The following is a 17,996-nucleotide window of genomic DNA, read 5'->3' as shown; positions in this document are numbered from 1 at the left end:
GGGCAGGAAAGGCCATCAATGCAGCATTTATCGATAGAAGAGGTCGTTCCCGGATGCAAGGTAGTCACTTTTGGTGAAAGAGTCGTGGTATTTGGCGTTCCTGCTGACGTGGTCAAGTACTTTGCCCTCCAGAAAAAGCAGTTCGGCCATATCATCGTGCTTCCCGACAGGCTCTATGAGAGGGGGATGACCCAGTCCGTCGAGTTCCCTCTCTACAAGTATATTTTCAGCCAGGGCCCGAAGGAGCGCGGCGAAAAGTTCACCATAGTCGGCATGGCGCGCCAGGTCGGCCAGATATCGGCGATTCTGCAGCAGACCGTGCTGGGCCCGACAGATGAGCAGGCCCTCACCTGGAGCACCTGCGGCGAGGCTGATTTTGTCAGGAAGGTGCGCTCCTATTTCAGGCAGGATTTTACCAGGCTCGGCGAGATCGTGAGCTTTGTACCCTTCGGGCCTGACGGCTCAGTGGAGATTGAAGGGCTCAGGATAAAAAGGACCGGCGCAGATCGCTTCTGTGTCTCCTCAGGCAGTGAAACCCTCGAGGTGGACATCGCCCACACCCATGTCATCTCTCCTCCCACTCTTTATCAGGCTCCCGTGGAGCTCATCAAGCCCATGAAGCTTGGTGCCGTCGTGCTGGGCACTTCAACGGGCTTTGATCCCAGGGGCGACACCTCCAATGTGATTATCTACGCGAAGCACCTGGGCATCTCCATTGACGGCTCCCCATGGATGGGGGAGCGCCTCAACCTTTACGGCATCAACCCCGGCTCAATCGGCCTTTTCGTGGTCACCCACCTCCATGACGATCACTCCAATATCTTCAACATGATGATTAACGGCTACCGCTCGAGCATTGCGACGACAAATCTGATCTATCGCTCTTTTCTCGTCAAGGCCTCGAGCATTCTGAGCATCCCCATGGAAGATGTGGAGAAGCTCGTTCACTTTATCGAGCTCCGTCCCGGCGAGAAAAACAGCTGGTACTCCAACACGATCTCCTGTTTCTACACCATTCATCCCATCCCCACCATCGGTGTCATCATCAACGGCAAGATTCTTATCTCGGGTGACACGCTCTGGGGCAGGCCTCTTGACGGCCTTGTGGAGAAGGGGATCATTGAGCCGTCGTACCGGGATTTTCTGATGAATCTGCCCTTCAGGGAAGGCCTGGAGCTCATTCTCTTCGACGGCGGCGGCGGGCCAATCCACCCTGAGCCTGAAGAGCTCGCTGAGCTTCCCGACGAGGTGCGCCGCAGGATGTATCTCACCCACGTGGCGGAGCTGCCGCCTGCTCTGTGCTCCCGGGTCAACCTCGGGATGGCGGGGCAGATTTTTTCGCTGGAGGCAACCCGTGAGCAACTGGACTTTGAAGATGTGCTGGCCCTCTCGGAGTCAACGCTGATGAGGGGAGCGCCCCATGACTGGCTCAGGGTGTTCTGCAGCGAGGGAAAGGTGATAGAGAGAAAAGCCCACGAGGTGATAATTGACGAGTCGACCGGCGATGAGTGCTTCTATTTCCTTCTCCAGGGCACTCTCAAGGTGATCCGGGCAGGGGAGTTTGTCGCGAGGATTTATTCAGGCGACTATTTTGGCGAGATGATTTTTCTGGGCTCACACAAGAGGACGGCCACGATTATCTCCGAGTCATGCGTGAAGATCCTGGCCATCCCCCAGGAGGTCTTCCGATGCTTCATCCAGGATGAGAACGTGAAGAGGAGCCTTCTCAGGATCATGCAGGTGAGGCCGAATTTTTTCCATACCACGGTCTTTAACGATACTCCCGACAACTTTCTCCAGGAGATTATCATCCACAGCAGACAGCGTTTCTTTGACAAAGGAGAGGTGATCATAAGGGAAGGCGATATCGGTGATCATCTATACCTTATCCTGCGCGGATCGTGCACGGTCACGAAAAAAGGCCACGACAGGGAGATCCTCGTGGGGACACTGGAGAAGGACGATATTTTCGGAGAGATGGCCCTCCTTTCGGAGAGCAAGATACGGAGCGCCACGGTGACGGCCAGGGAGCCCACCGAAGTAGTGATCATATCACGGGAATATTTTTCCAGGATAATTACCGAGGTCCCCTCGGTGTTCTATAACCTGACAATCATCGCGGATGAGCGCCGCAGAAAGCATTTTGTCACTCTCTCAGAGAGGGAGTGAAATTTCCCAGCGTGAGCGTGGGGAACTCCTTCCTGATGAGCTCAAGCATGCCCGGTATGGTGAGGGCCCTGCCCCGGGGCGCCGGCATGGTGGAAAAGTAGAGATCGGGGTCCATATTCAGGTTTCTGAGCTGTATCTTGTGGGGGGGATGCTCCCTGAGGAGCCTGAAGAGGGCTTCGACCTCCTCTTCGTTGTCAGTGACTCCCGGCATGATGAAGAGGTTGAGAGAAATGAAAAGCCCCTCGCCCCTCGCCATGGCAAGAGTCTCCCTGACGGTGGCGAACGAAAAGCCGGAAGGCCTGAAAAAGCTCTCGTAGCGGCTCTCCAGTGCCGAGTTAAGGCTCACCCTTATGCTGTCAAGCCCTGCTTTCGCCATCTCCCGCAATGCCTCGGGCTTGGAGCCATTGGTATTGATATTGATGGTTCCCCTTGAGGTTCTCTCCCTTATGAGCGTTATGGCCCTTATGAGGAGCCCCGCCTGAGTCGTGGGCTCGCCTTCGCACCCCTGGCCGAAGCTCACGATGGCCTGGCTGTTCTTCAGGTGCGCCACGGCAACCTCCGTTATCTCCTCTGCGGTGGGCACAAAGGCTATCCTTTGCTGCGGCGAGGGCGGCGCCTTGGCCCTCTTCTTGGAGATGCACCCTGCGCAGTCGGCATTGCAGGAAGGTGCGACAGGAATCCCTCCCTCCCACCGGTCATAAAAGATATTCTGGGCATTGTAACAGCCGTATTCAGTGGCGCAGTGGGAGAGGTGGGACAGGAGCCTGTTGCGCGGGAATGCTTTCAGTTTCTTCTTTATCTTTGTCTTGAGGTCGGGGCTGTTGTACTGCGTGGGATCCCAGCGGTGGGAGTTCTCGGTGGCAATGGCGGCGATACGGAACTCCCCTTCTTGAAGGGCACCCATTGAATAGGCATAGAAAGGGAGCGCTTCCTTGGAATACTTGTTCCACGCGGGCAGAAGGGTCCTTGTATAGCCCGGCGGCGGTATGAGGCTCACTGCCGTCACCGCACCTTTTTTCGTGGAGAGGGGGGCGGTTTTTCCCTGGCAGATGCCGAGAGGAAACCTTCCGGGGAGGAAAAAGAAGAGCGTCCCGTATGGTGCGGGTGATACTTCACCAGCGAGGGGCTCCCGCACAACGGTGCCTGAGCGGCCTACTGCGCGGAATGAAGTGCTTTCGCAGATCTCCCCCTGGCGATCTGCCTGAAGCGCCCAGAGAACTTCCTGCTGCTTCAATGGCACTGCTATATGTCTTTCGTGAAGGAGAGCGCTTCCTTGGTGATGGTGGCAAGGAAATCCCTGTTGGTTTTCGTTTTCCTCATCCTCTCGATGAGGATTTCAGTCATCTCCTCGGTGCCGAACATGTCAAGGGCTCTCCTGAGAACCCAGCATTTCTTGAGGTCGTCCTCGGGGATGAGCAGCTCCTCGTGGCGCGTTCCGGATTTCTTGATGTCAATGGCGGGGAATATCCTGCGCTCGGCGAGCCTCCTGGTGAGGTCGAGCTCCATGTTGCCGGTGGCCTTGAATTCTTCAAAAATGACATCGTCCATCTTGCTCCCTGTCTCTATGAGAGCTGTGGCGATGATAGTGAGGCTTCCCGCGTTTTCGAGGTTCCGCGCCGCGCCGAGAAAGCGCTTGGGCATTTTCAGCGCCGCCGTGTCAAGGCCGCCCGAGAGGGTCCTTCCCGTGGGAGGCGTGATGAGGTTATAGGCACGGGCAAGGCGGGTGATACTGTCCAGCAGAATCACCAGGTCTTTCCCCATCTCCACGATACGCTTGGCTTTTTCCAGCACCAGCTCGGTGACGTGGGCATGCTGCTCCGGCGGCTCATCGAAGGTGGAGCTCACCACCTCGCCTTCAATTGAGCGCTCCATGTCTGTGACTTCCTCGGGGCGCTCATCGACGAGGAGAGCGATGAGGACTACATCGGGGAAGTTGGTGGTGATGCCGTTTGCGATCTGCTTGAGCAGGATCGTTTTTCCTGCCTTGGGCGGGGCCACGATGAGGCCGCGCTGCCCTTTCCCTATCGGAGAAAGGATATCAATGATGCGCGTGGCAATATCATCCTGCTTGGTTTCGAGGTTAAAGCGCTCGTTGGGGAAGATGGGGGTGAGATCGCCGAAATGGGGACGTTTTCTTGCAAGCTCCGGATCCATGTTGTTCACTGCCTGCACCTTGAGGAGCCCGTAATATTTTTCGCCGTTTTTAGGTGGCCTCACCTGCCCCGACACAGTGTCGCCCATACGCAGGTCAAACCTCTTTATCTGCGACATGGAGACGTAGATATCGTTATTTCCCGGCAGGTAGCTCCTCCCGCGCAGGAACCCGTACCCTTCCGGGAGTATCTCCAGGATACCCGTGGCAAAAAGAAGACCCTGTTTTTCTGCCTTCACCTCCAGGATCTTATAGACAAGCTCCTGCTTTTTCAGCCGCTGGTAGCCCGTGACCCCGAGCTCCTTTGCCACTTCAGAAAGTTCGACCTTCGTGAGGTTGTCAAGATCGGCTATGCTTTCCACCACGTTTTCCATTGAGGGCTCCTTTCGTCTATTCACCGTGCAGGCGTTATTTTGCTTTCATGACGAGTCATGGCGAGTAAACATGATTGTATCTCGGCACGCTGCTTTGATGGCATCCCGGTGTTCAGAATATGAGGAACTCGCTTGCAGGGGCTTCAGCCTGAGAATCATGAATGAGTGGCGGGCTCACTTCTTGTCAGCGTAAGCCTCCCATTTGATATCTTCAGGTTTCGCCTTGAATTGAGTCTTGAGCTCCTCGGCTTTTTTCTCGTCAACTTCTTCTATAAGAAGATAGTGGAGACGGGTTTTTACCTTTTCATAGACTGGCTCCGTCTTGAACTTCACTGAAAGCTCGTTCTGGAGCTTTTTCACTACCACCTCGGCCTGGGCCTTGCTGGTATATTCATTCCCTATCTGGATCAGGGAGTAATCCTGCTCCTCGGCAGGCTTGATGGTTGACTTGTAGTTGTTTGCCTTCAGGTACTCGGCGACAGACTTTGCAAGCTCGGTCTTGAAGCTTCCTACGACCACATAGCCCTTCTGCTTGTTCTTGGAGCCGTCCTCACTCTTGACCTGTGTCTTGTAACCGGTCCCCTTCAGTGTTTCCAGAAGCTTTCCGCTCTCGTCGTCTGATTTCGTATAAATCTTGAGGGCGCCAAGCTCCAGGTCATCATCATGGTTCATCGAGTTTTTGCCGTCAGCGAGGAGCCACATGACGCAGAAGACGAAGAACAATATGATACAGACGAGCATGCAGAGCCTTCTGATGAAGGTGAGTATGACCAAGGCTATCTTCCTTTGAGGGATTTTCCTTTATTTTACCCTATCGATCTTCTGAATGTCAATAAGCAGTGACTTCTGGCGGTGCGCCTTTCATCGAGGCGACGGAGATATAGTTCTGTGTAAAATGGTTTTATCCTCCTTTTTGCTCGCATACATAAAGTTTCTTAAAATAATTTTCAACTCAGCTTTTTCTCCTTAACCGATTGTGCATGAAGGGAAAAGCTTTGGTAAGGATAGAGGTAAACCCTCATAATTTAGGTAAGAACTATACGCTGAAAATAGCAGAAAGCATCGTAAAAAAACTATAACTGGTTAAAGCCCAACAAACTGGAATAATTTGTTTCAAAAACTCTCGTTTGCGAGAACCCTCCCGGTTTTGAGAATGGCCATCCATTTCAAGCCCCTGAAAAGAATCCTATTGCAAAATTGGAGGAAAAGATATATAATGTATATGCATTGTATATATATAAAAAGGAATCCGAGATGCAGATAAGAGATTTTGAATGGGACGAAGGAAATGAACTCAAGAATTATTCTAAACACGGCGTTACCAGCGCAGAAGCCGAAGAGGCCTTTTTCAATGCCAATAGTTATAGGAAAATTGGCCAACGATATATTTTATATGGCATCACAGACGCGGGCAAACATCTTGCGATTGTCTTTATTTGCAAACCAGGAGGCAAAGTAAGAGTAATTATGGCAAGAGAGATGGACGATAGTGAAAAACATCGCTTTAAGAAAGCAAAAAAAGGGGGAGGGAAATAAATATGGGCAAAGCAAAGATTCCAAAATTCAAAACTGAAGAAGAAGAGAGAGAATACTGGCTTACACATAGTACGGCTGAAGCATGGGATGTAGCAAAGGAAGTAGAAGAGCCAATAGTAGATGCGCGGCCGAGAAAAGAACTCATTTCGTTAAGAATAGATCCCAAATTAAGAGAATTAGTGAAAGCAGTCGCGAAGAAAAAGGGGATAGGCTATCAGACTTTAATCCAAATGTGGATCAAAGAAAAGGCGGATCAAGAAATCCCCAGCTTAAATTCACAAAAAAGAAAAAAGGTATCATAAGGGCAACAGGAACATAGCTGCGACAGAATGAAATGGAATTTAGAATTTCTCAAATTTCATTTTTGGCGAGCCCCCTCATCGCCCCATCGGTGCCCATAGCCAAGGGATTTTCGAAGCCCCTTCAAATTTCGCCCGATTTTCCCCTGTCCCGGGGAGAAGGTAGAAGGTCGCCCTTGCCTTGAAAAATCTCTCCAGACTCCCTGCCATGCTCCAAAATCGTCCTTCATGATCACCCTAATGATCCACTCTCCCGGATCACACCCTGCGCTCCCTCCCCTTGTGACAGTGCCGCCACCAGGGCGACAGCAACGCTTTTACGTGTCTCTGTGGGCGGCCTCCTCGCCCGTCCCCTTTCCTCTTGAGCTCCCGGTGCTCTGCCGGGGGCAGGCTCGTCAGCCGTGTACACTAAGCCTTACCCGGGCGGCGCCTGCAGGGTTGATCGCCTGGCATTCTCCGGGATTTTGTGCATAGTCTTTGAGGCTGAAGACGCTGGTCTGGTGCCTCCCCCCGGGGGCGCCGCACCAGACGCACTTTCCCCCTTTTCTCTGAACCGGGCGCCTGGCGCGGCAGGTACCCTTCTGCCGAGGCCTTCACCTCCACCTCGGTTCCAGGGGGCACTTTGAGCACGCACACGCCGCCTGCATTGGTCGTGCCCGATGCCGTGCCTGCTTTCACCAGGGCTCCGCGCACCGGTTTCTGAGTGTCCTTGTTCCTTATGGTTATCGCCAGCTCTGCAACCGGTAAGAGAGCGCCGCTGGCAGAGGCTTCCACTTCAATAATGGGCTTTGTTACTTGTACATATTCGTAGCCCTGTTTTGAAAGAGCAATAGTAACCGATTTACCTGCGGGAATCTGTAGAACGGCAATTCCATCGGTAGAGGTTGTTCCCGTTGTTTCAGCTCCATTGACAGAAGCCTTTACCTTCACCCCGCCAAGGGGCCGTTTGCTTGATTTATCTCCCACCTTTACCTCCAGAATTGCTCCGCTTTTCTGGAGATATATCGCCGCCTTTGCCACCCCGTCCCTGACTTCCCGCTCCCCGGATCTGCCTGCATAACCATCTTTTGAGAGGGTCACGGAAACCTTTTCCTTATTGGGCACCGCCATGGCTGCCTTGCCGTCCACGCCCGTCAGGACGCAGTCAGCCACTCCCGCCACGGCGACCTTGACGCCGGCGAGGGGGGCGTCGGTGTCCCTGTCCTTCACGAAGACTTCGAGCCGTGCCTGATCGGGCTCCATTTCAAGCGCGGCGGCGGCGCTGAGCTGCGAGGCAGTTTCCGCCCCTTCGAATGTTCCAGAAACGGTGAGGGACCTGAAGCCCTCTTTGGAAGCAGTGATGCGGGCGGCGCTTCCCTTGCCGACCCCCCTGAAGGAGAGCTCGGCCTTGCCGCCCCTGGTGACACCGGATGCAGTCTCTCCCCCGGCGGCGGCCGTCACGGCGACGCCTTCAAGAGTCGCTTTCGTGACCTTGTGCCTCACGGTCACGGTGAGCCTGCCACCGGAAAGGCCGGGCTCAAGGTCCACGGTCCTGCTCCCTCCTGAAGCCGGCACATTCATTGAGAGCTTCTGTGATTTGTAGTCGGCCATCGAGACGGAGACCTCCACGTTCCCGGGAAGCACCTTGAGGGAAGCCCGCCCGCTGCCTGATGTCACCCCGCTCTCAGAGGAGCCGCCGGCCTTTACGGTGACGGCCGCTCCCTTCACCGCAGACCCGTCTCTGGCATTCTTCACATGAAGATCAAGGGCGACCCTGTCCCTGCTGAGAAAGGCGCTTCCGGTCGTCGGAACCGGCCTGCCCCCGCTGTCCAGGGATACTTCAAGCCTGCCCAGGTCGGTCACAAAGGAGTGGTAGTCTTTGTGGGCCACTTGGAGGGTTATATACGCCACCGGGGGGATCTGAAGGTCCGCTATCCCCTTGCTGCCAGTGACGGCAGTCCGCTCGACGGCAGGAGCCCCCCTGGCGGGGTCACCCAGAACCGCCTTGACGGAGGCGCCTTCGACAGGCGTGCCGGTCCCGGACTCCGCCACGGTCACCCTCAATGTGGCGCTCCTGGAGATGCGCTCGAGCTCCGCCCTGATTTCCTCCAGGTCTCTCTGGGCCCTTTTTTCTGTCCTGACCCTATATATTGCACACCGGGCCTTTGAGCTCTTCGGAGAAAAAGCGCGCCATGAATTTTTCCCGGTATGTCTTGTCGGAGAACGCGAGCGCATCGCCGACGAATCCCTTGGTATCCTTGCCGTGGTAATCCCTGAACAGGGCCATGAGGTTATCCTGGTCCCAGAACTGGTTCATATTGGCTCCATAAGCATTCTGCTCAAGCCTGTCAGCCCACTCGGTGTATTTCAGCTTCCCCTCCCCCTCAGTAAAATAGTACCGATAAAACTGATACCAGCATTGCTCATAGGCGTCATACATCGCGTTGCCGGCCCTCTCAATGAAAAGCTGCCCGGCCGTGAGGGCGACTCCTATCCCCCCCATTCCCGCTTTCCCGAGAAGGTTGGCCATGACCAGAAGAGAGCTTTTGATGACCACGACGTCTTTCCGCGTGCCTGATGCAAGGTCAAAGAGCAGCCCGGCGCCGGACATGAATATGCCGAATTTATCCACCCTGCCGCTTAAAGCCTCAAATGCCGGGTAGCGCTCAGAGATGGCCGTAAACTCCTGCAGGGTGGAGACACTTATTCCAAACTCCGGGAAATACTTCAGAAGCCCCCGCTCCAGCGTTATCGCCTTTATGGCGTTTACAAGCTGCTGCCTTCCCTCTGGCGTGTCCCTGTATTCCCTGTTGAGCACTTCCCCATAGATGCCCTTGAAGTCCTCATCGCTGTTCCGGGCCGATGCCTCAAGAGGCAGGCCTAGAAGAAAAATCAGCGCACATACCGCTCCCAGGTGGTGACTGCGGAGAAAAAATTCATGATGGCACTCTCCTATTTATTGCAAAAGGCTGATGAGCTCCCGAAGGAGCCTCTGCAGGCTTTGAAAGCCCCCTGCCAGTAATTCTGTTACCGTGCAGCCTTAACCTGCTTTCCGGCAATCAGGAGAATTCTCACTCATCTGAATCGCCGGCCTTCCGGTGCAAGAATCGCATCTTCTTTTCATACACGCGCATGCATAAGATGGGAAATGCCCCTGTGCGGGAATCTCAGCGATGCGGGGTAAGCGGAACGCACCGCCTGACGAGAGATGCTCGTCATCTATGGAGCCTGCCATTCCAGCCGCCTGCGCATTTTTGAGGAGAAGCGGCTCTTTGCGTATAGCCTGTCTTTTTCCGATTCCGCCATATCTTCCTGATACTCGAAGATAAAGGACCACTTTCCATGGAGCAGCTCCCATACGGCGATTTTTCTGCTGTCCCCGCCGCCTGTGCGCGTGGAGCCGAAGTAGCTGTTTTTATAGGGGACGATGCCCGCGTAAAAATCTTTGCCATGAAAGCGCTGCGACGCGGCACGCTTCAGGGACTCCTGAAGCGTGTGCGGATCTTCATCAAAAGCGACATAGAGGCGGCCGTCGGAATGAAGGCGGACTCCCCTGATTCTGCCTACGTGGGGATAGGACCAGAGGATTCTGCCGGTGGAAGGGTCAGCTTTCGAGAGCCCCCGGCCCGTCTGAACATAGATGAATCCGCCGGCAGCCCAGATTCCGTGGCATTCATAGGGCCTGAACGGGACCGGCAGAGAGGCGAGCTTTTTTCCTGCGGCGATGTCGTATATTTCCGTGGTTTTCTGCGCGATATCAAGAGCAGCGTAACGGCCCCAGGCAGAAATCCCCGGCTCGAACGACAGGCTTCTTCCCGCGGTGAGACTCCTCGCATGAAACTTGAGATCGAATACGATGCTCCCTGTGGCCGGATCCACCACGACCCAGTCTCCATCGACATTTCCAGGGACCGACTCCACGTAAAAGGGCTTTTCACTGAGGAACACCAGGACCCGGTTCTCAGAAGCGATGTGCCAGGGTTCCGCATGGATGCTTTTTCCTTTGTACACAGCAGGAAGCTTCATGGCCTTTGAATCAGGCCTTCTCTCCTCCGGCAGGATCTCCCATTTTGTGCAATCAGCATAGGGCAGATCCAGAGGGGAGCTTTTTTCGCCGGGCTCCTCGAATCGGAAGCTTTCTACGGCTCTGCCGTCTGCGGGGTTGAGCACCGCAGTCCAGGGAGGATGATACCCCTGAGCCTGCAGGGGCATGGTGCCGCTCAAGAGCAGCGCACAGAGATAAAAGCATGCCTGTGAAAACCGTGCAAAGAATTTTCTCACCTTGAGGAAGGTCCTTTCATATTATTTCGCCCTTTTCCAGCCCCCTCTTCCCGGATTCTTTGGTCCTTATCAGCGATCTTCGCATGTTTCTGAGGCTCATTGAAAGGCCGGCAATCCGCCAGAGCCGGTGGAATGCTGGAATTTTGACGGGACTGTTGAGAAAAAAGCCCGTCTGATGAAAGTTCCTATATTATAGACTATTATTTTAACCCTGTCAAAAGGAGAATTCACCACGGGACCGCCGCCTCTTTTCCGGAGCGCGCCCTGCTGAGCCCGGCCTACCTTCCCTCCGGGAGCACCTTAAAGCGGGCCTCGGAAATTTTCCATGTTCCTCCCTCGTTTTTCAGCAGAAAACTGCATTGGCTGTTATAAACCCGGCCCGTGGAGAATATCTGCCTCATCATCGTTTCGATACGGGCCGCAGTACCTCCAGGGGCCACCTCCATGTCATAAAACTCGGCAGAGGTATAGACATAGGTTCTGAAAGCATAGTCAAAGCTGTTCATATACTGCAGATAATTTTTTCTGGTCACCTTGTTTTTTGTATCAATAATCTCTACTGCCGCATCGGGAGAAAAAATCTCCCTGACAATACCTGCATCGCCGGTCACATAGGCTTTGCCGTACTGCTCAAAGAGCTGCTGAATGCCCGGGGGAACCTTCTGATTCTTCCTGAAAGTTACCGAATAGGGGGCTTTGCCGGGCCCGGCTGAGGGAGATGGTGCGGGAGATGGGCCGCCGTACCTGAAGACCACGGTGACTTCGGCTCTTAACTGCCCCTCCTGCAGATTCGGAAACACTTGATAGGTTCCCGCGGGTATGATTACTCCCTTTGCGTCTTCCGCCCTCCAGAAGCTCTTCACCACCGACCCGCTGGAAGCGTCCCTTATCCAGAAACCTTTCCCGCTGGAGGATGCAGAAAATATGCTCAACTGCATGGGAAGGGTAAAGCTTTTACCTTCAAGACGGGCATTGCTGCCCGCGCTGCCCCGGATCTGTGTTCCCCTGCCAATGATTTCAGCTCCCCTGACCGGACTGAAACCAATGAGGATACACACAAAAACTACTGAGAGAGACAGGCCTGTCCGCTTGCTCATGCCGAAATACTCCTTTCACCTTTTCATGCCGCGTACCTGTTTTCCGCGTGACCGCTTATTGATGCTCCAGAATATGGCAGAAGGAAAGAAACCAGGCGCGATCTAAAGGCTTCCCATATCAACTATCTTTGGAGGACCGCCGTTTTCAGGGAGAAATACTGAAAGAGGGGCGGGGACGCCGCTCGCTCCCGGCTTTTTCCTGATGAAATATCTGTCTGTCCTTCCCTTTTCAGCGGTCTCCTTCCAGCCGATGGTATATACATTTCCCTTGTGGACCTCTTTGATATCGGCGGGGTATCGGTAAAATCCGACATTTTGACAGGCTTTCTTATATGAGAAGTCTTTGGTGTCCCTGTCAAGGTCCTTGCCGTCTTCTGTCAGCATGCTCCTGTGAACAAGAGGTATCACTGCCCTGAGGCGCTCATCGGGATCCTGAATTGATAATGCCGCAAGAAGCCTGTCGATAAGCTCAACGGCCCTCTGATCGGGACGGATCTTCTCAACGGCGGATGCATTCAGCGAAGATGCCGCAAGCAGAAGCACAAGCGCTGCGAGAAAGATTGTCCTTCTCACTGGAAACATCATTTTTTCCTCCTTCTGTGAAGGATAAAGGATAGGATTTTCGATTTCCGTCACTCACTAATTTTACCAGAAAAGAACTCTCCTGGCAAAAATTTTGTGCCCCATTTTTTCTCCGCACTTTGGACACAAAAGCGGATCCGTACCCCAGATTTTCTGAATCCATTGCGCCCATCTTTTCCTGTAAGCCTTTGAGGATGTACTAATGCCAAATCTATGATTTGTGCATTAGTGATGCCCTTTGGGTAAAGCACCGGCTCTATCACCTGCGGCTCTCCGGCAATCTCCTGCTTCTTCCTCATCCCCCTGGATTTGTTTGACCCCCCTGGGGGGAGCAGGCTCCCCTGGAAGATCGGGGGCAGGCAATAGCCATATGCAACAACTCTGCGTTCCCACCTGCCGGTGATGTGGCAGGAAAGCAGCGCAGGAAAATCAAGCGCATCATAGACCTTCATATCACGTGCGTCGCCGTACAGTACCTTCCCCTCCTGTGGCATGTAGGTCATCTTCTCCAGAATTTTCTCAGTGTAATAAAAATACAGTAAGTATTTAGTGGCATGAATAATATGAGATGATACCCTCCTGTGGATCCTCCGCAGGATGCTCCAGATTCTACAGGAGGGTATCTTCATGTGGCTAAAACGCTACAAAAAAAGCTATTCGAATTTTTGATGGCTCTGTATCAATGTGCAAGAGGGGTTTTCTTCTCTATCATTTATGTTTTTCAGGTAATAGGCCGACTTCACTTCTTTTCCAATGCTTTGGTTAATATTGTCAATCCCCTTATCTTCTACAGCTTTCAAGTATTCGTACATAAGATTTTGATTGTTTTGAATAATTAAAAAAATCTCATTGGTAATTCGTTTATTCATAATACTGATTGCTTTTTGAGCAATTTGTTGCGGTGTCATTTCATAACTCCTTTCTTTTAAGCACATTGCTGAAAATTTTCAAAAAAAATTGTTCACTCCGTTGGAGAGAATTCCGACTTGCCAACGCCGCATACGGGACATACCCACTCATCAGGCAGTTTCTCAAAAGGGGTGCCGGGGGGAATACCCGCATCGGGATCACCAGCGGCAGGATCATAAATATAGCCGCATACATCGCATACATATTTTTGCATATCTAATCTCCCTTCTTCTCCAGACAATTTGCCCGGGAATTGAGTGCTGTGTGCGTCAATTCTAATTGTGGCTATTAACGTGATTCTGGCAATTATCAGGCTGGAACTTCCATTGTAAATTTAAACCTTTACGAAGTAAAGATCTTGCTCTTAGAGTCCTGGACTTTACTGCCGGAAGGGAAATTCCCAGGGCATCTGCCGCCTGTTGATTGGAAAAGCCGTTAATAACTCTAATGATAAACGCAGTCTTATAAATTGCGGGCAGTAATTCTATTAACCTGCCAACTAATCTCCAGAATTCCTTTTTTTCGTATAATAGCGCCGGATTCATTCTCCAATCAACAACTTCTCTTTTCACCTGCTCATTGTTAAGCTGTAATGGCTCATCAAAGGATATCTTTGCCGAGTTGTCTATATTTCTTAAATTCATCAGGCCAAAATTCGTGGTAATCCTGTGTATCCAGGTATTGAAGCTGGATACATTCTTTAGCCCGCCTATCTTTCTATATACACTTAAAAAGGTTTCCTGGGAGACCTCCTCTGCATTGTGGTGATTTCTGGTAATGCCCATTGCAATATGATATATCTTTTTCTGGTAACGCTTCACCAGCTCGTAGAATGCTTGTCCCTCCATTTTCTGTGCAAGGGTAACAAGAGTATCATCAGTCGCCATGATATCACCCTCACTGTCGGTATTAAATACTAATGCCATAATTATAAAACCTTTGCCCCATATTACTTTCTATTATCACCGTTACAGAAATTAATTGGCAGCATGGTTGTATATTCATCACTCAAAAACTTTTAAATGGTAACAGATTCAGGGCTTTTCCAGAATGCCCCAATCGCATCAGCTTCATTCTCGAAAATTGTAAAGAACCCATAGAGCTTCACAAGGTGAAGAATTCTTTTCATATGGCTTCGAGGAGAGCATAGTCAAAGAATTTACCTGCTTTCCTCAGCTTTTTCTGAAAAGCAATAAGCAGAGAAAGACCTATACTATCCAAATAATAAGTCCTGGATAAATTAAAGAGAATATGTTTTCCCGCGCATAATATTTTTTCAAGCTCCCTGCCCAGAGATTTTACATGATGTATATCCACATCACCCCGGATTTCCAGTATGATTACCCTGTCTTGCTCTCTTGTGACAAGCATCATTTCTCCATTTACTGATTCCTGGTCCGCCATTTTCCCGCCCTCAACCTGCCTTATCTCTATACCTTTAATATATTACAAGATCAATGGCTCGCTTTCTATAAGAAAAAGTCTAATAATTTCGAGGTTGACAATGGGAGTGGAGGTAGGTGACAAATACCGCTAGGTGTGTGTCTGGAGATCAAAAAAACCCGTGATACGCTGGTCAGCACCCGAACTGCACTGATAAACCACGTAAGAGGAGCTGCCAAGCCTATCGCCATTGCTTGACATGATAGGCATCATGACCGCAAAGATCAGAGACTATGAAAAGCAGATTGAGATTTTGGCAAAAGATACCTATCCCGTTACCGGGCTGCTCTGCCAGGTGAATGGTGTAGGAGCGCTGACTGGCCTGGCCTATGTCCTTACCATAGGTGATCCATATCGTTTCAAGAAAAGCAGAATTCTTGGATCATACTTCGATCTGCGTCCCAGGCGTGATGATTCAGGAGAGAGAAAAACTCAGATGCGCATCGCCAAGGCAGGGAACAGCTATATGAGACGCTTGCTGGTAAGCAGCGCGAATTACATCCTTGGCCCTTTTGGAAAAGATTGCGATCTGAGGCGCTGGGGATTACACATGGTCCAGCGTGGAGGAAAGGCAGCGAAAAAACGGGCGATCATAGCGGTGGCACGTAAGCTCTCGGTGCTCCTGCACCGCCTGTGGGTGACAGGGGAGGTCTATGAGCCTTTCAGACAAAAGGCACAAGGGAAGGGAGAATAGCAAGAACAGCATTGAAAATATGATCGCATAACGGGATTACCAGGCAAGAATCCATTTGCTCAGTCCAGGTGACTGCGGTGCATCTGTCGCCACAAATGATGGCGGTCCCAAAATTGCAGCACCTGTGCTTGACGGACCCTACCATGCACCGGATCTCAAAGAATAGATCCTCAAAGAGTGCGGATGTAAACGTGGCAAGTGGATTTTGAGAGCCTGGCAAGAGGAGGCAGGTATGGAGTGAGTCCATTCTTCCCAGGGGGAAGAGAAAAAGAAGTTGTTTTATATAAAAAACAACGAAGAAAAAAGAATTCAACCTCAATAGTCTTAAGTCTATTGCCGGGCTTAATGATGATGGCAGGTCTTCAGCAGGGAGAGGAGCAGTGCCATAGTAACGACCACCACGTTGGTCTTGACAGATCTGGCCTTCTCATGTAAAAAGATGCAGATGTGCAGGAAAGGCATATTTTCACGTGTTCTTAAGCCTCTTGAGGGGCCTTGCCCGCCGTTGCATGAATAGTGGAGTGCTCCCACGCTCGCCTGTTACATGCAAATCTACCCTGCCCTCTTCAATTTTTCTTATGGCCCAGGAATCTTACTGCGCTATTTCTCTCTGGGGAAAACATCAAGCCTTGCGCATCCAAAGCCATGATGCAAAGCGATTTTATCCGGGAAAAGTCATGAAACTCCGCATCCCCCCACTCTATACTCACGCTCATTATGGCGGCAGGGTTCATCCCTCCGGGGCAGGAATACACAGGAGAGAGGGCGACACCCCCTGAATCCGGGAACACAGGGGGAGTTCATTTTCAGGAGAAGGAGCACCGGGCCATGAAAACCATCGCTTTCAGAATTCTTGCGCTTCTGGGGATACTGTTTCTCACTGCCTGCGGGAAAAGCCCCGCGAGCAGCAAGGCCGGTGCGCCGCCGCGCAGCGGGGAGGAAAGGCGTGATTCCAGGTTCGGGATAGATTATGTCTTCTACAGCGAGCCCTTCTACCAGAGAGAGGAGTGGCCCCGGAAGTTCAGCGGGACCGGGGCCCGCTGGGTGAACTTTGCCCCCGTGTCATGGGCATCCATTGAGCCGCAGAAGCCCAGGGGGGTTGTCCACAGGTACCAGTGGGCAGCGGTTGACAGGGCCGTGGCGCAGTGGCAGAAGCATGGATGGAGCATCTCTTTCACCTTGAGAACCATGAGTGGATGGTTTGCCGGTCCCATAAAGTACCGCCCCGATATGGGCTTCACATTGCCGGAGATCCTCTGGAAGAGCACCGACAGGCTCCCCGAGCCCTCGGCGATGCCCGCTTACCGCGCCTGGGTGGAGGCCATGGTGGAGCGTTACGACGGCGACGGCAGAGACGACATGCCAGGCCTCAGATTCCCCATCCTCCACTACCAGGTGGGGAACGAGTATGCCAACCCCATGTTCTGGACCGGCACCGTGGAGGACTATGAGACCCTTCTCAGGGAAACCTGGCAGTCGGCAAAAAAGGCCTGCCCCGAGGTGAAGATAATCTCAAACGGCATCAGGTGGAATGACCTTTTCCATGAGGATCCGGAAGGTCTTCTCTTTGAGAAGCGCTTTGCCGCCTTCCTGGAAAAGCCGTCAAATGCCAGGACGGCAGCCATCTGGAAACGGGCGCGGGCTTTCACCGAGAAGACAATCGCCCTTGCCCCCTTCTATGATATCCTGGACGCCGGGGGGAACGGCCCTCACCCCTCGGCCTCGGCGGGCTATATGAGCTGGGTAAGGAAAGAGATGGCGAAGACCGGGCTGAAGAGGGCCATATGGGATATGGAGGCGCGGTGCGAGCCGCAGATCGCGCCCATAGAGAGCGGGGTTTTTCACCCCTCTCTTTCTGTGCCGGGAGGGAAAGAGATCCTGGAGGCCGTCAAGAAGAAGAATAATCCCGGCCACGCAAAAGCGCAGGAGTGGTACAGGGCTGAACAGGCGCGCCTTCTCGCCCGGGTCTTCGTCACGAGGTTCGCGGCGGGCTTTGAGAAGGTCTTCATGGGCATGCCCCATGACTGGGACGGCACACCGGCGGCCCTCACTGTGCGCAACCCTTACATGGGCCTTATGGACAGGGAGGGGAAGCCCTGGGCAGCCTTTTACGCATTGAAACTGCTTGCGGAAAAGCTGGACGGCTTCAAGACCGCGGAAAAACTGCCCGGAGAAGGCGGTGCCGACCTTTACCGGTTCACCTTCCCGGGCTCTTCCAGGGTTGTGTACGCGGCCTGGCTTCGGGAAGAAAAAGTCCGCCCGCTCTCGGACCCCCTTCCTGCAAAAAAAGTGCTCCTCAAGGGGGTAAGAAACGCGCGGGAGCTCTGGGAAATCCCCACGACATCGCAGGAGGCCTCCCCGGCAAAACTTGAGGGAGGCGGGAAGGAGCTCATCATTGAGCTCACACCCACACCGGTCATTATCGAATAAGAAAAGAGGCGGGCATTGAGTGACGAGAATGCCATGTGAGGATCAGCCCGT

General features: G+C 52.7%; 19 protein-coding genes. 6 read left to right on the top strand and 13 right to left on the bottom strand.

All coding sequences use genetic code 11. The annotated features are described in order from the left end of the window. The first annotated feature begins 18 nt into the window (after positions 1-18). Positions 19-2,169: a cyclic nucleotide-binding domain-containing protein gene (locus tag RDV48_11750; protein ID MDQ7823462.1), complete on the top strand. Its 2,151-nt coding sequence runs from the start codon at positions 19-21 to the stop codon at positions 2,167-2,169. On the opposite strand, the gene RDV48_11745 is transcribed toward RDV48_11750, so the two are convergent. The 3 genes from RDV48_11745 to RDV48_11735 all read right to left on the bottom strand — a co-directional run bounded on the left by RDV48_11745 (position 2,147) and on the right by RDV48_11735 (position 5,469). Continuing rightward, the gene (locus RDV48_11745; GenBank protein MDQ7823461.1) at positions 2,147-3,409 is read right to left on the bottom strand and encodes a radical SAM protein; all 1,263 of its coding nucleotides are present in this window, start codon (positions 3,407-3,409) and stop codon (positions 2,147-2,149) included. The two genes, RDV48_11750 and RDV48_11745, sit on opposite strands and share 23 nt — an antisense overlap. A 2-nt stretch (positions 3,410-3,411) precedes the next feature. Beyond that, positions 3,412-4,695 (bottom strand): transcription termination factor Rho, encoded by a 1,284-nt coding sequence (rho, locus tag RDV48_11740; GenBank protein ID MDQ7823460.1) that lies wholly within the window; start codon positions 4,693-4,695, stop codon positions 3,412-3,414. A 174-nt stretch (positions 4,696-4,869) separates the two neighbouring features. Beyond that, positions 4,870-5,469: a hypothetical protein gene (locus RDV48_11735; GenBank protein MDQ7823459.1), complete on the bottom strand. Its 600-nt coding sequence runs from the start codon at positions 5,467-5,469 to the stop codon at positions 4,870-4,872. 480 nt (positions 5,470-5,949) lie between these two features. On the opposite strand from RDV48_11735, the gene RDV48_11730 reads away from it, so the two are divergent. Further along, entirely contained in the window at positions 5,950-6,231 is a 282-nt protein-coding gene (locus tag RDV48_11730; protein ID MDQ7823458.1) for a BrnT family toxin, read from the top strand. Positions 6,232-6,233: 2 nt separating this feature from the next. After that, positions 6,234-6,533: a CopG family antitoxin gene (locus RDV48_11725; protein MDQ7823457.1), complete on the top strand. Its 300-nt coding sequence runs from the start codon at positions 6,234-6,236 to the stop codon at positions 6,531-6,533. Between the two features lie 405 nt (positions 6,534-6,938). Here the strand turns inward: RDV48_11725 and RDV48_11720 are convergent, their stop codons facing one another. The 10 genes from RDV48_11720 to RDV48_11675 all read right to left on the bottom strand — a co-directional run bounded on the left by RDV48_11720 (position 6,939) and on the right by RDV48_11675 (position 14,782). Next, positions 6,939-8,573, bottom strand: coding sequence for a hypothetical protein (locus tag RDV48_11720; GenBank protein MDQ7823456.1), 1,635 nt, complete (start codon positions 8,571-8,573; stop codon positions 6,939-6,941). Between the two features lie 79 nt (positions 8,574-8,652). Beyond that, positions 8,653-9,327 carry a hypothetical protein gene (locus RDV48_11715; protein ID MDQ7823455.1) on the bottom strand — a complete coding sequence of 225 codons (675 nt, stop codon included), beginning with the start codon at positions 9,325-9,327 and terminating at the stop codon, positions 8,653-8,655. Positions 9,328-9,728: 401 nt separating this feature from the next. Then, positions 9,729-10,790, bottom strand: a complete 1,062-nt coding sequence (locus tag RDV48_11710; GenBank protein ID MDQ7823454.1) for a hypothetical protein — start codon at positions 10,788-10,790, stop codon at positions 9,729-9,731. Positions 10,791-11,068: 278 nt separating this feature from the next. Beyond that, complete coding sequence (locus RDV48_11705) at positions 11,069-11,887, bottom strand: nuclear transport factor 2 family protein (GenBank protein ID MDQ7823453.1); 819 nt, start codon at positions 11,885-11,887, stop codon at positions 11,069-11,071. Positions 11,888-11,989: 102 nt separating this feature from the next. Continuing rightward, entirely contained in the window at positions 11,990-12,472 is a 483-nt protein-coding gene (locus tag RDV48_11700; protein MDQ7823452.1) for a hypothetical protein, read from the bottom strand. 47 nt (positions 12,473-12,519) lie between these two features. Then, positions 12,520-13,098, bottom strand: a complete 579-nt coding sequence (locus tag RDV48_11695; protein MDQ7823451.1) for a hypothetical protein — start codon at positions 13,096-13,098, stop codon at positions 12,520-12,522. Positions 13,099-13,122: 24 nt separating this feature from the next. Continuing rightward, positions 13,123-13,377: a hypothetical protein gene (locus RDV48_11690; protein ID MDQ7823450.1), complete on the bottom strand. Its 255-nt coding sequence runs from the start codon at positions 13,375-13,377 to the stop codon at positions 13,123-13,125. Between the two features lie 53 nt (positions 13,378-13,430). Beyond that, on the bottom strand, positions 13,431-13,592 hold the full coding sequence (locus tag RDV48_11685) for a rubredoxin (protein MDQ7823449.1): 162 nt from the start codon (positions 13,590-13,592) through the stop codon (positions 13,431-13,433). Between the two features lie 61 nt (positions 13,593-13,653). Continuing rightward, positions 13,654-14,304 carry a sigma-70 family RNA polymerase sigma factor gene (locus RDV48_11680; protein ID MDQ7823448.1) on the bottom strand — a complete coding sequence of 217 codons (651 nt, stop codon included), beginning with the start codon at positions 14,302-14,304 and terminating at the stop codon, positions 13,654-13,656. A 199-nt stretch (positions 14,305-14,503) separates the two neighbouring features. Beyond that, positions 14,504-14,782 carry an STAS domain-containing protein gene (locus tag RDV48_11675; GenBank protein ID MDQ7823447.1) on the bottom strand — a complete coding sequence of 93 codons (279 nt, stop codon included), beginning with the start codon at positions 14,780-14,782 and terminating at the stop codon, positions 14,504-14,506. A gap of 250 nt (positions 14,783-15,032) precedes the next feature. Between RDV48_11675 and RDV48_11670 the strand changes: the two genes are divergently transcribed. The 3 genes from RDV48_11670 (at position 15,033) to RDV48_11660 (ending at position 17,945) form a co-directional block, all read left to right on the top strand. Further along, positions 15,033-15,515, top strand: coding sequence for a transposase (locus RDV48_11670; GenBank protein ID MDQ7823446.1), 483 nt, complete (start codon positions 15,033-15,035; stop codon positions 15,513-15,515). 237 nt (positions 15,516-15,752) lie between these two features. Continuing rightward, a complete protein-coding gene (locus RDV48_11665; GenBank protein MDQ7823445.1) occupies positions 15,753-15,950 on the top strand; it encodes a hypothetical protein in 198 nt (65 codons plus the stop codon). A gap of 393 nt (positions 15,951-16,343) precedes the next feature. Next, positions 16,344-17,945, top strand: a complete 1,602-nt coding sequence (locus tag RDV48_11660; protein MDQ7823444.1) for a hypothetical protein — start codon at positions 16,344-16,346, stop codon at positions 17,943-17,945. Positions 17,946-17,996: the final 51 nt, after the last annotated feature.

This window comes from Candidatus Eremiobacterota bacterium, assembly GCA_031082125.1.
In the GTDB taxonomy this organism is placed as follows: Bacteria; Vulcanimicrobiota; CADAWZ01; order CADAWZ01; family Ess09-12; genus Ess09-12.
This window is presented reverse-complemented; position numbering and strand designations above follow the sequence as displayed.

What these genes read in the sequence shown, in the direction of transcription:
- RDV48_11750 (MDQ7823462.1), top strand. Translation starts at nt 19, where the DNA reads ATGCAGCATTTATCGATAGAAGAGGTCGTTCCCGGATGCAAGGTAGTC.
- rho (MDQ7823460.1), bottom strand. Translation starts at nt 4,695, where the DNA reads ATGGAAAACGTGGTGGAAAGCATAGCCGATCTTGACAACCTCACGAAG.
- RDV48_11730 (MDQ7823458.1), top strand. Translation starts at nt 5,950, where the DNA reads ATGCAGATAAGAGATTTTGAATGGGACGAAGGAAATGAACTCAAGAAT.
- RDV48_11725 (MDQ7823457.1), top strand. Translation starts at nt 6,234, where the DNA reads ATGGGCAAAGCAAAGATTCCAAAATTCAAAACTGAAGAAGAAGAGAGA.
- RDV48_11705 (MDQ7823453.1), bottom strand. Translation starts at nt 11,887, where the DNA reads ATGAGCAAGCGGACAGGCCTGTCTCTCTCAGTAGTTTTTGTGTGTATC.
- RDV48_11700 (MDQ7823452.1), bottom strand. Translation starts at nt 12,472, where the DNA reads ATGATGTTTCCAGTGAGAAGGACAATCTTTCTCGCAGCGCTTGTGCTT.
- RDV48_11695 (MDQ7823451.1), bottom strand. Translation starts at nt 13,098, where the DNA reads ATGAAGATACCCTCCTGTAGAATCTGGAGCATCCTGCGGAGGATCCAC.
- RDV48_11690 (MDQ7823450.1), bottom strand. Translation starts at nt 13,377, where the DNA reads ATGACACCGCAACAAATTGCTCAAAAAGCAATCAGTATTATGAATAAA.
- RDV48_11685 (MDQ7823449.1), bottom strand. Translation starts at nt 13,592, where the DNA reads ATGCAAAAATATGTATGCGATGTATGCGGCTATATTTATGATCCTGCC.
- RDV48_11680 (MDQ7823448.1), bottom strand. Translation starts at nt 14,304, where the DNA reads ATGGCATTAGTATTTAATACCGACAGTGAGGGTGATATCATGGCGACT.
- RDV48_11675 (MDQ7823447.1), bottom strand. Translation starts at nt 14,782, where the DNA reads ATGGCGGACCAGGAATCAGTAAATGGAGAAATGATGCTTGTCACAAGA.
- RDV48_11670 (MDQ7823446.1), top strand. Translation starts at nt 15,033, where the DNA reads ATGACCGCAAAGATCAGAGACTATGAAAAGCAGATTGAGATTTTGGCA.
- RDV48_11660 (MDQ7823444.1), top strand. Translation starts at nt 16,344, where the DNA reads ATGAAAACCATCGCTTTCAGAATTCTTGCGCTTCTGGGGATACTGTTT.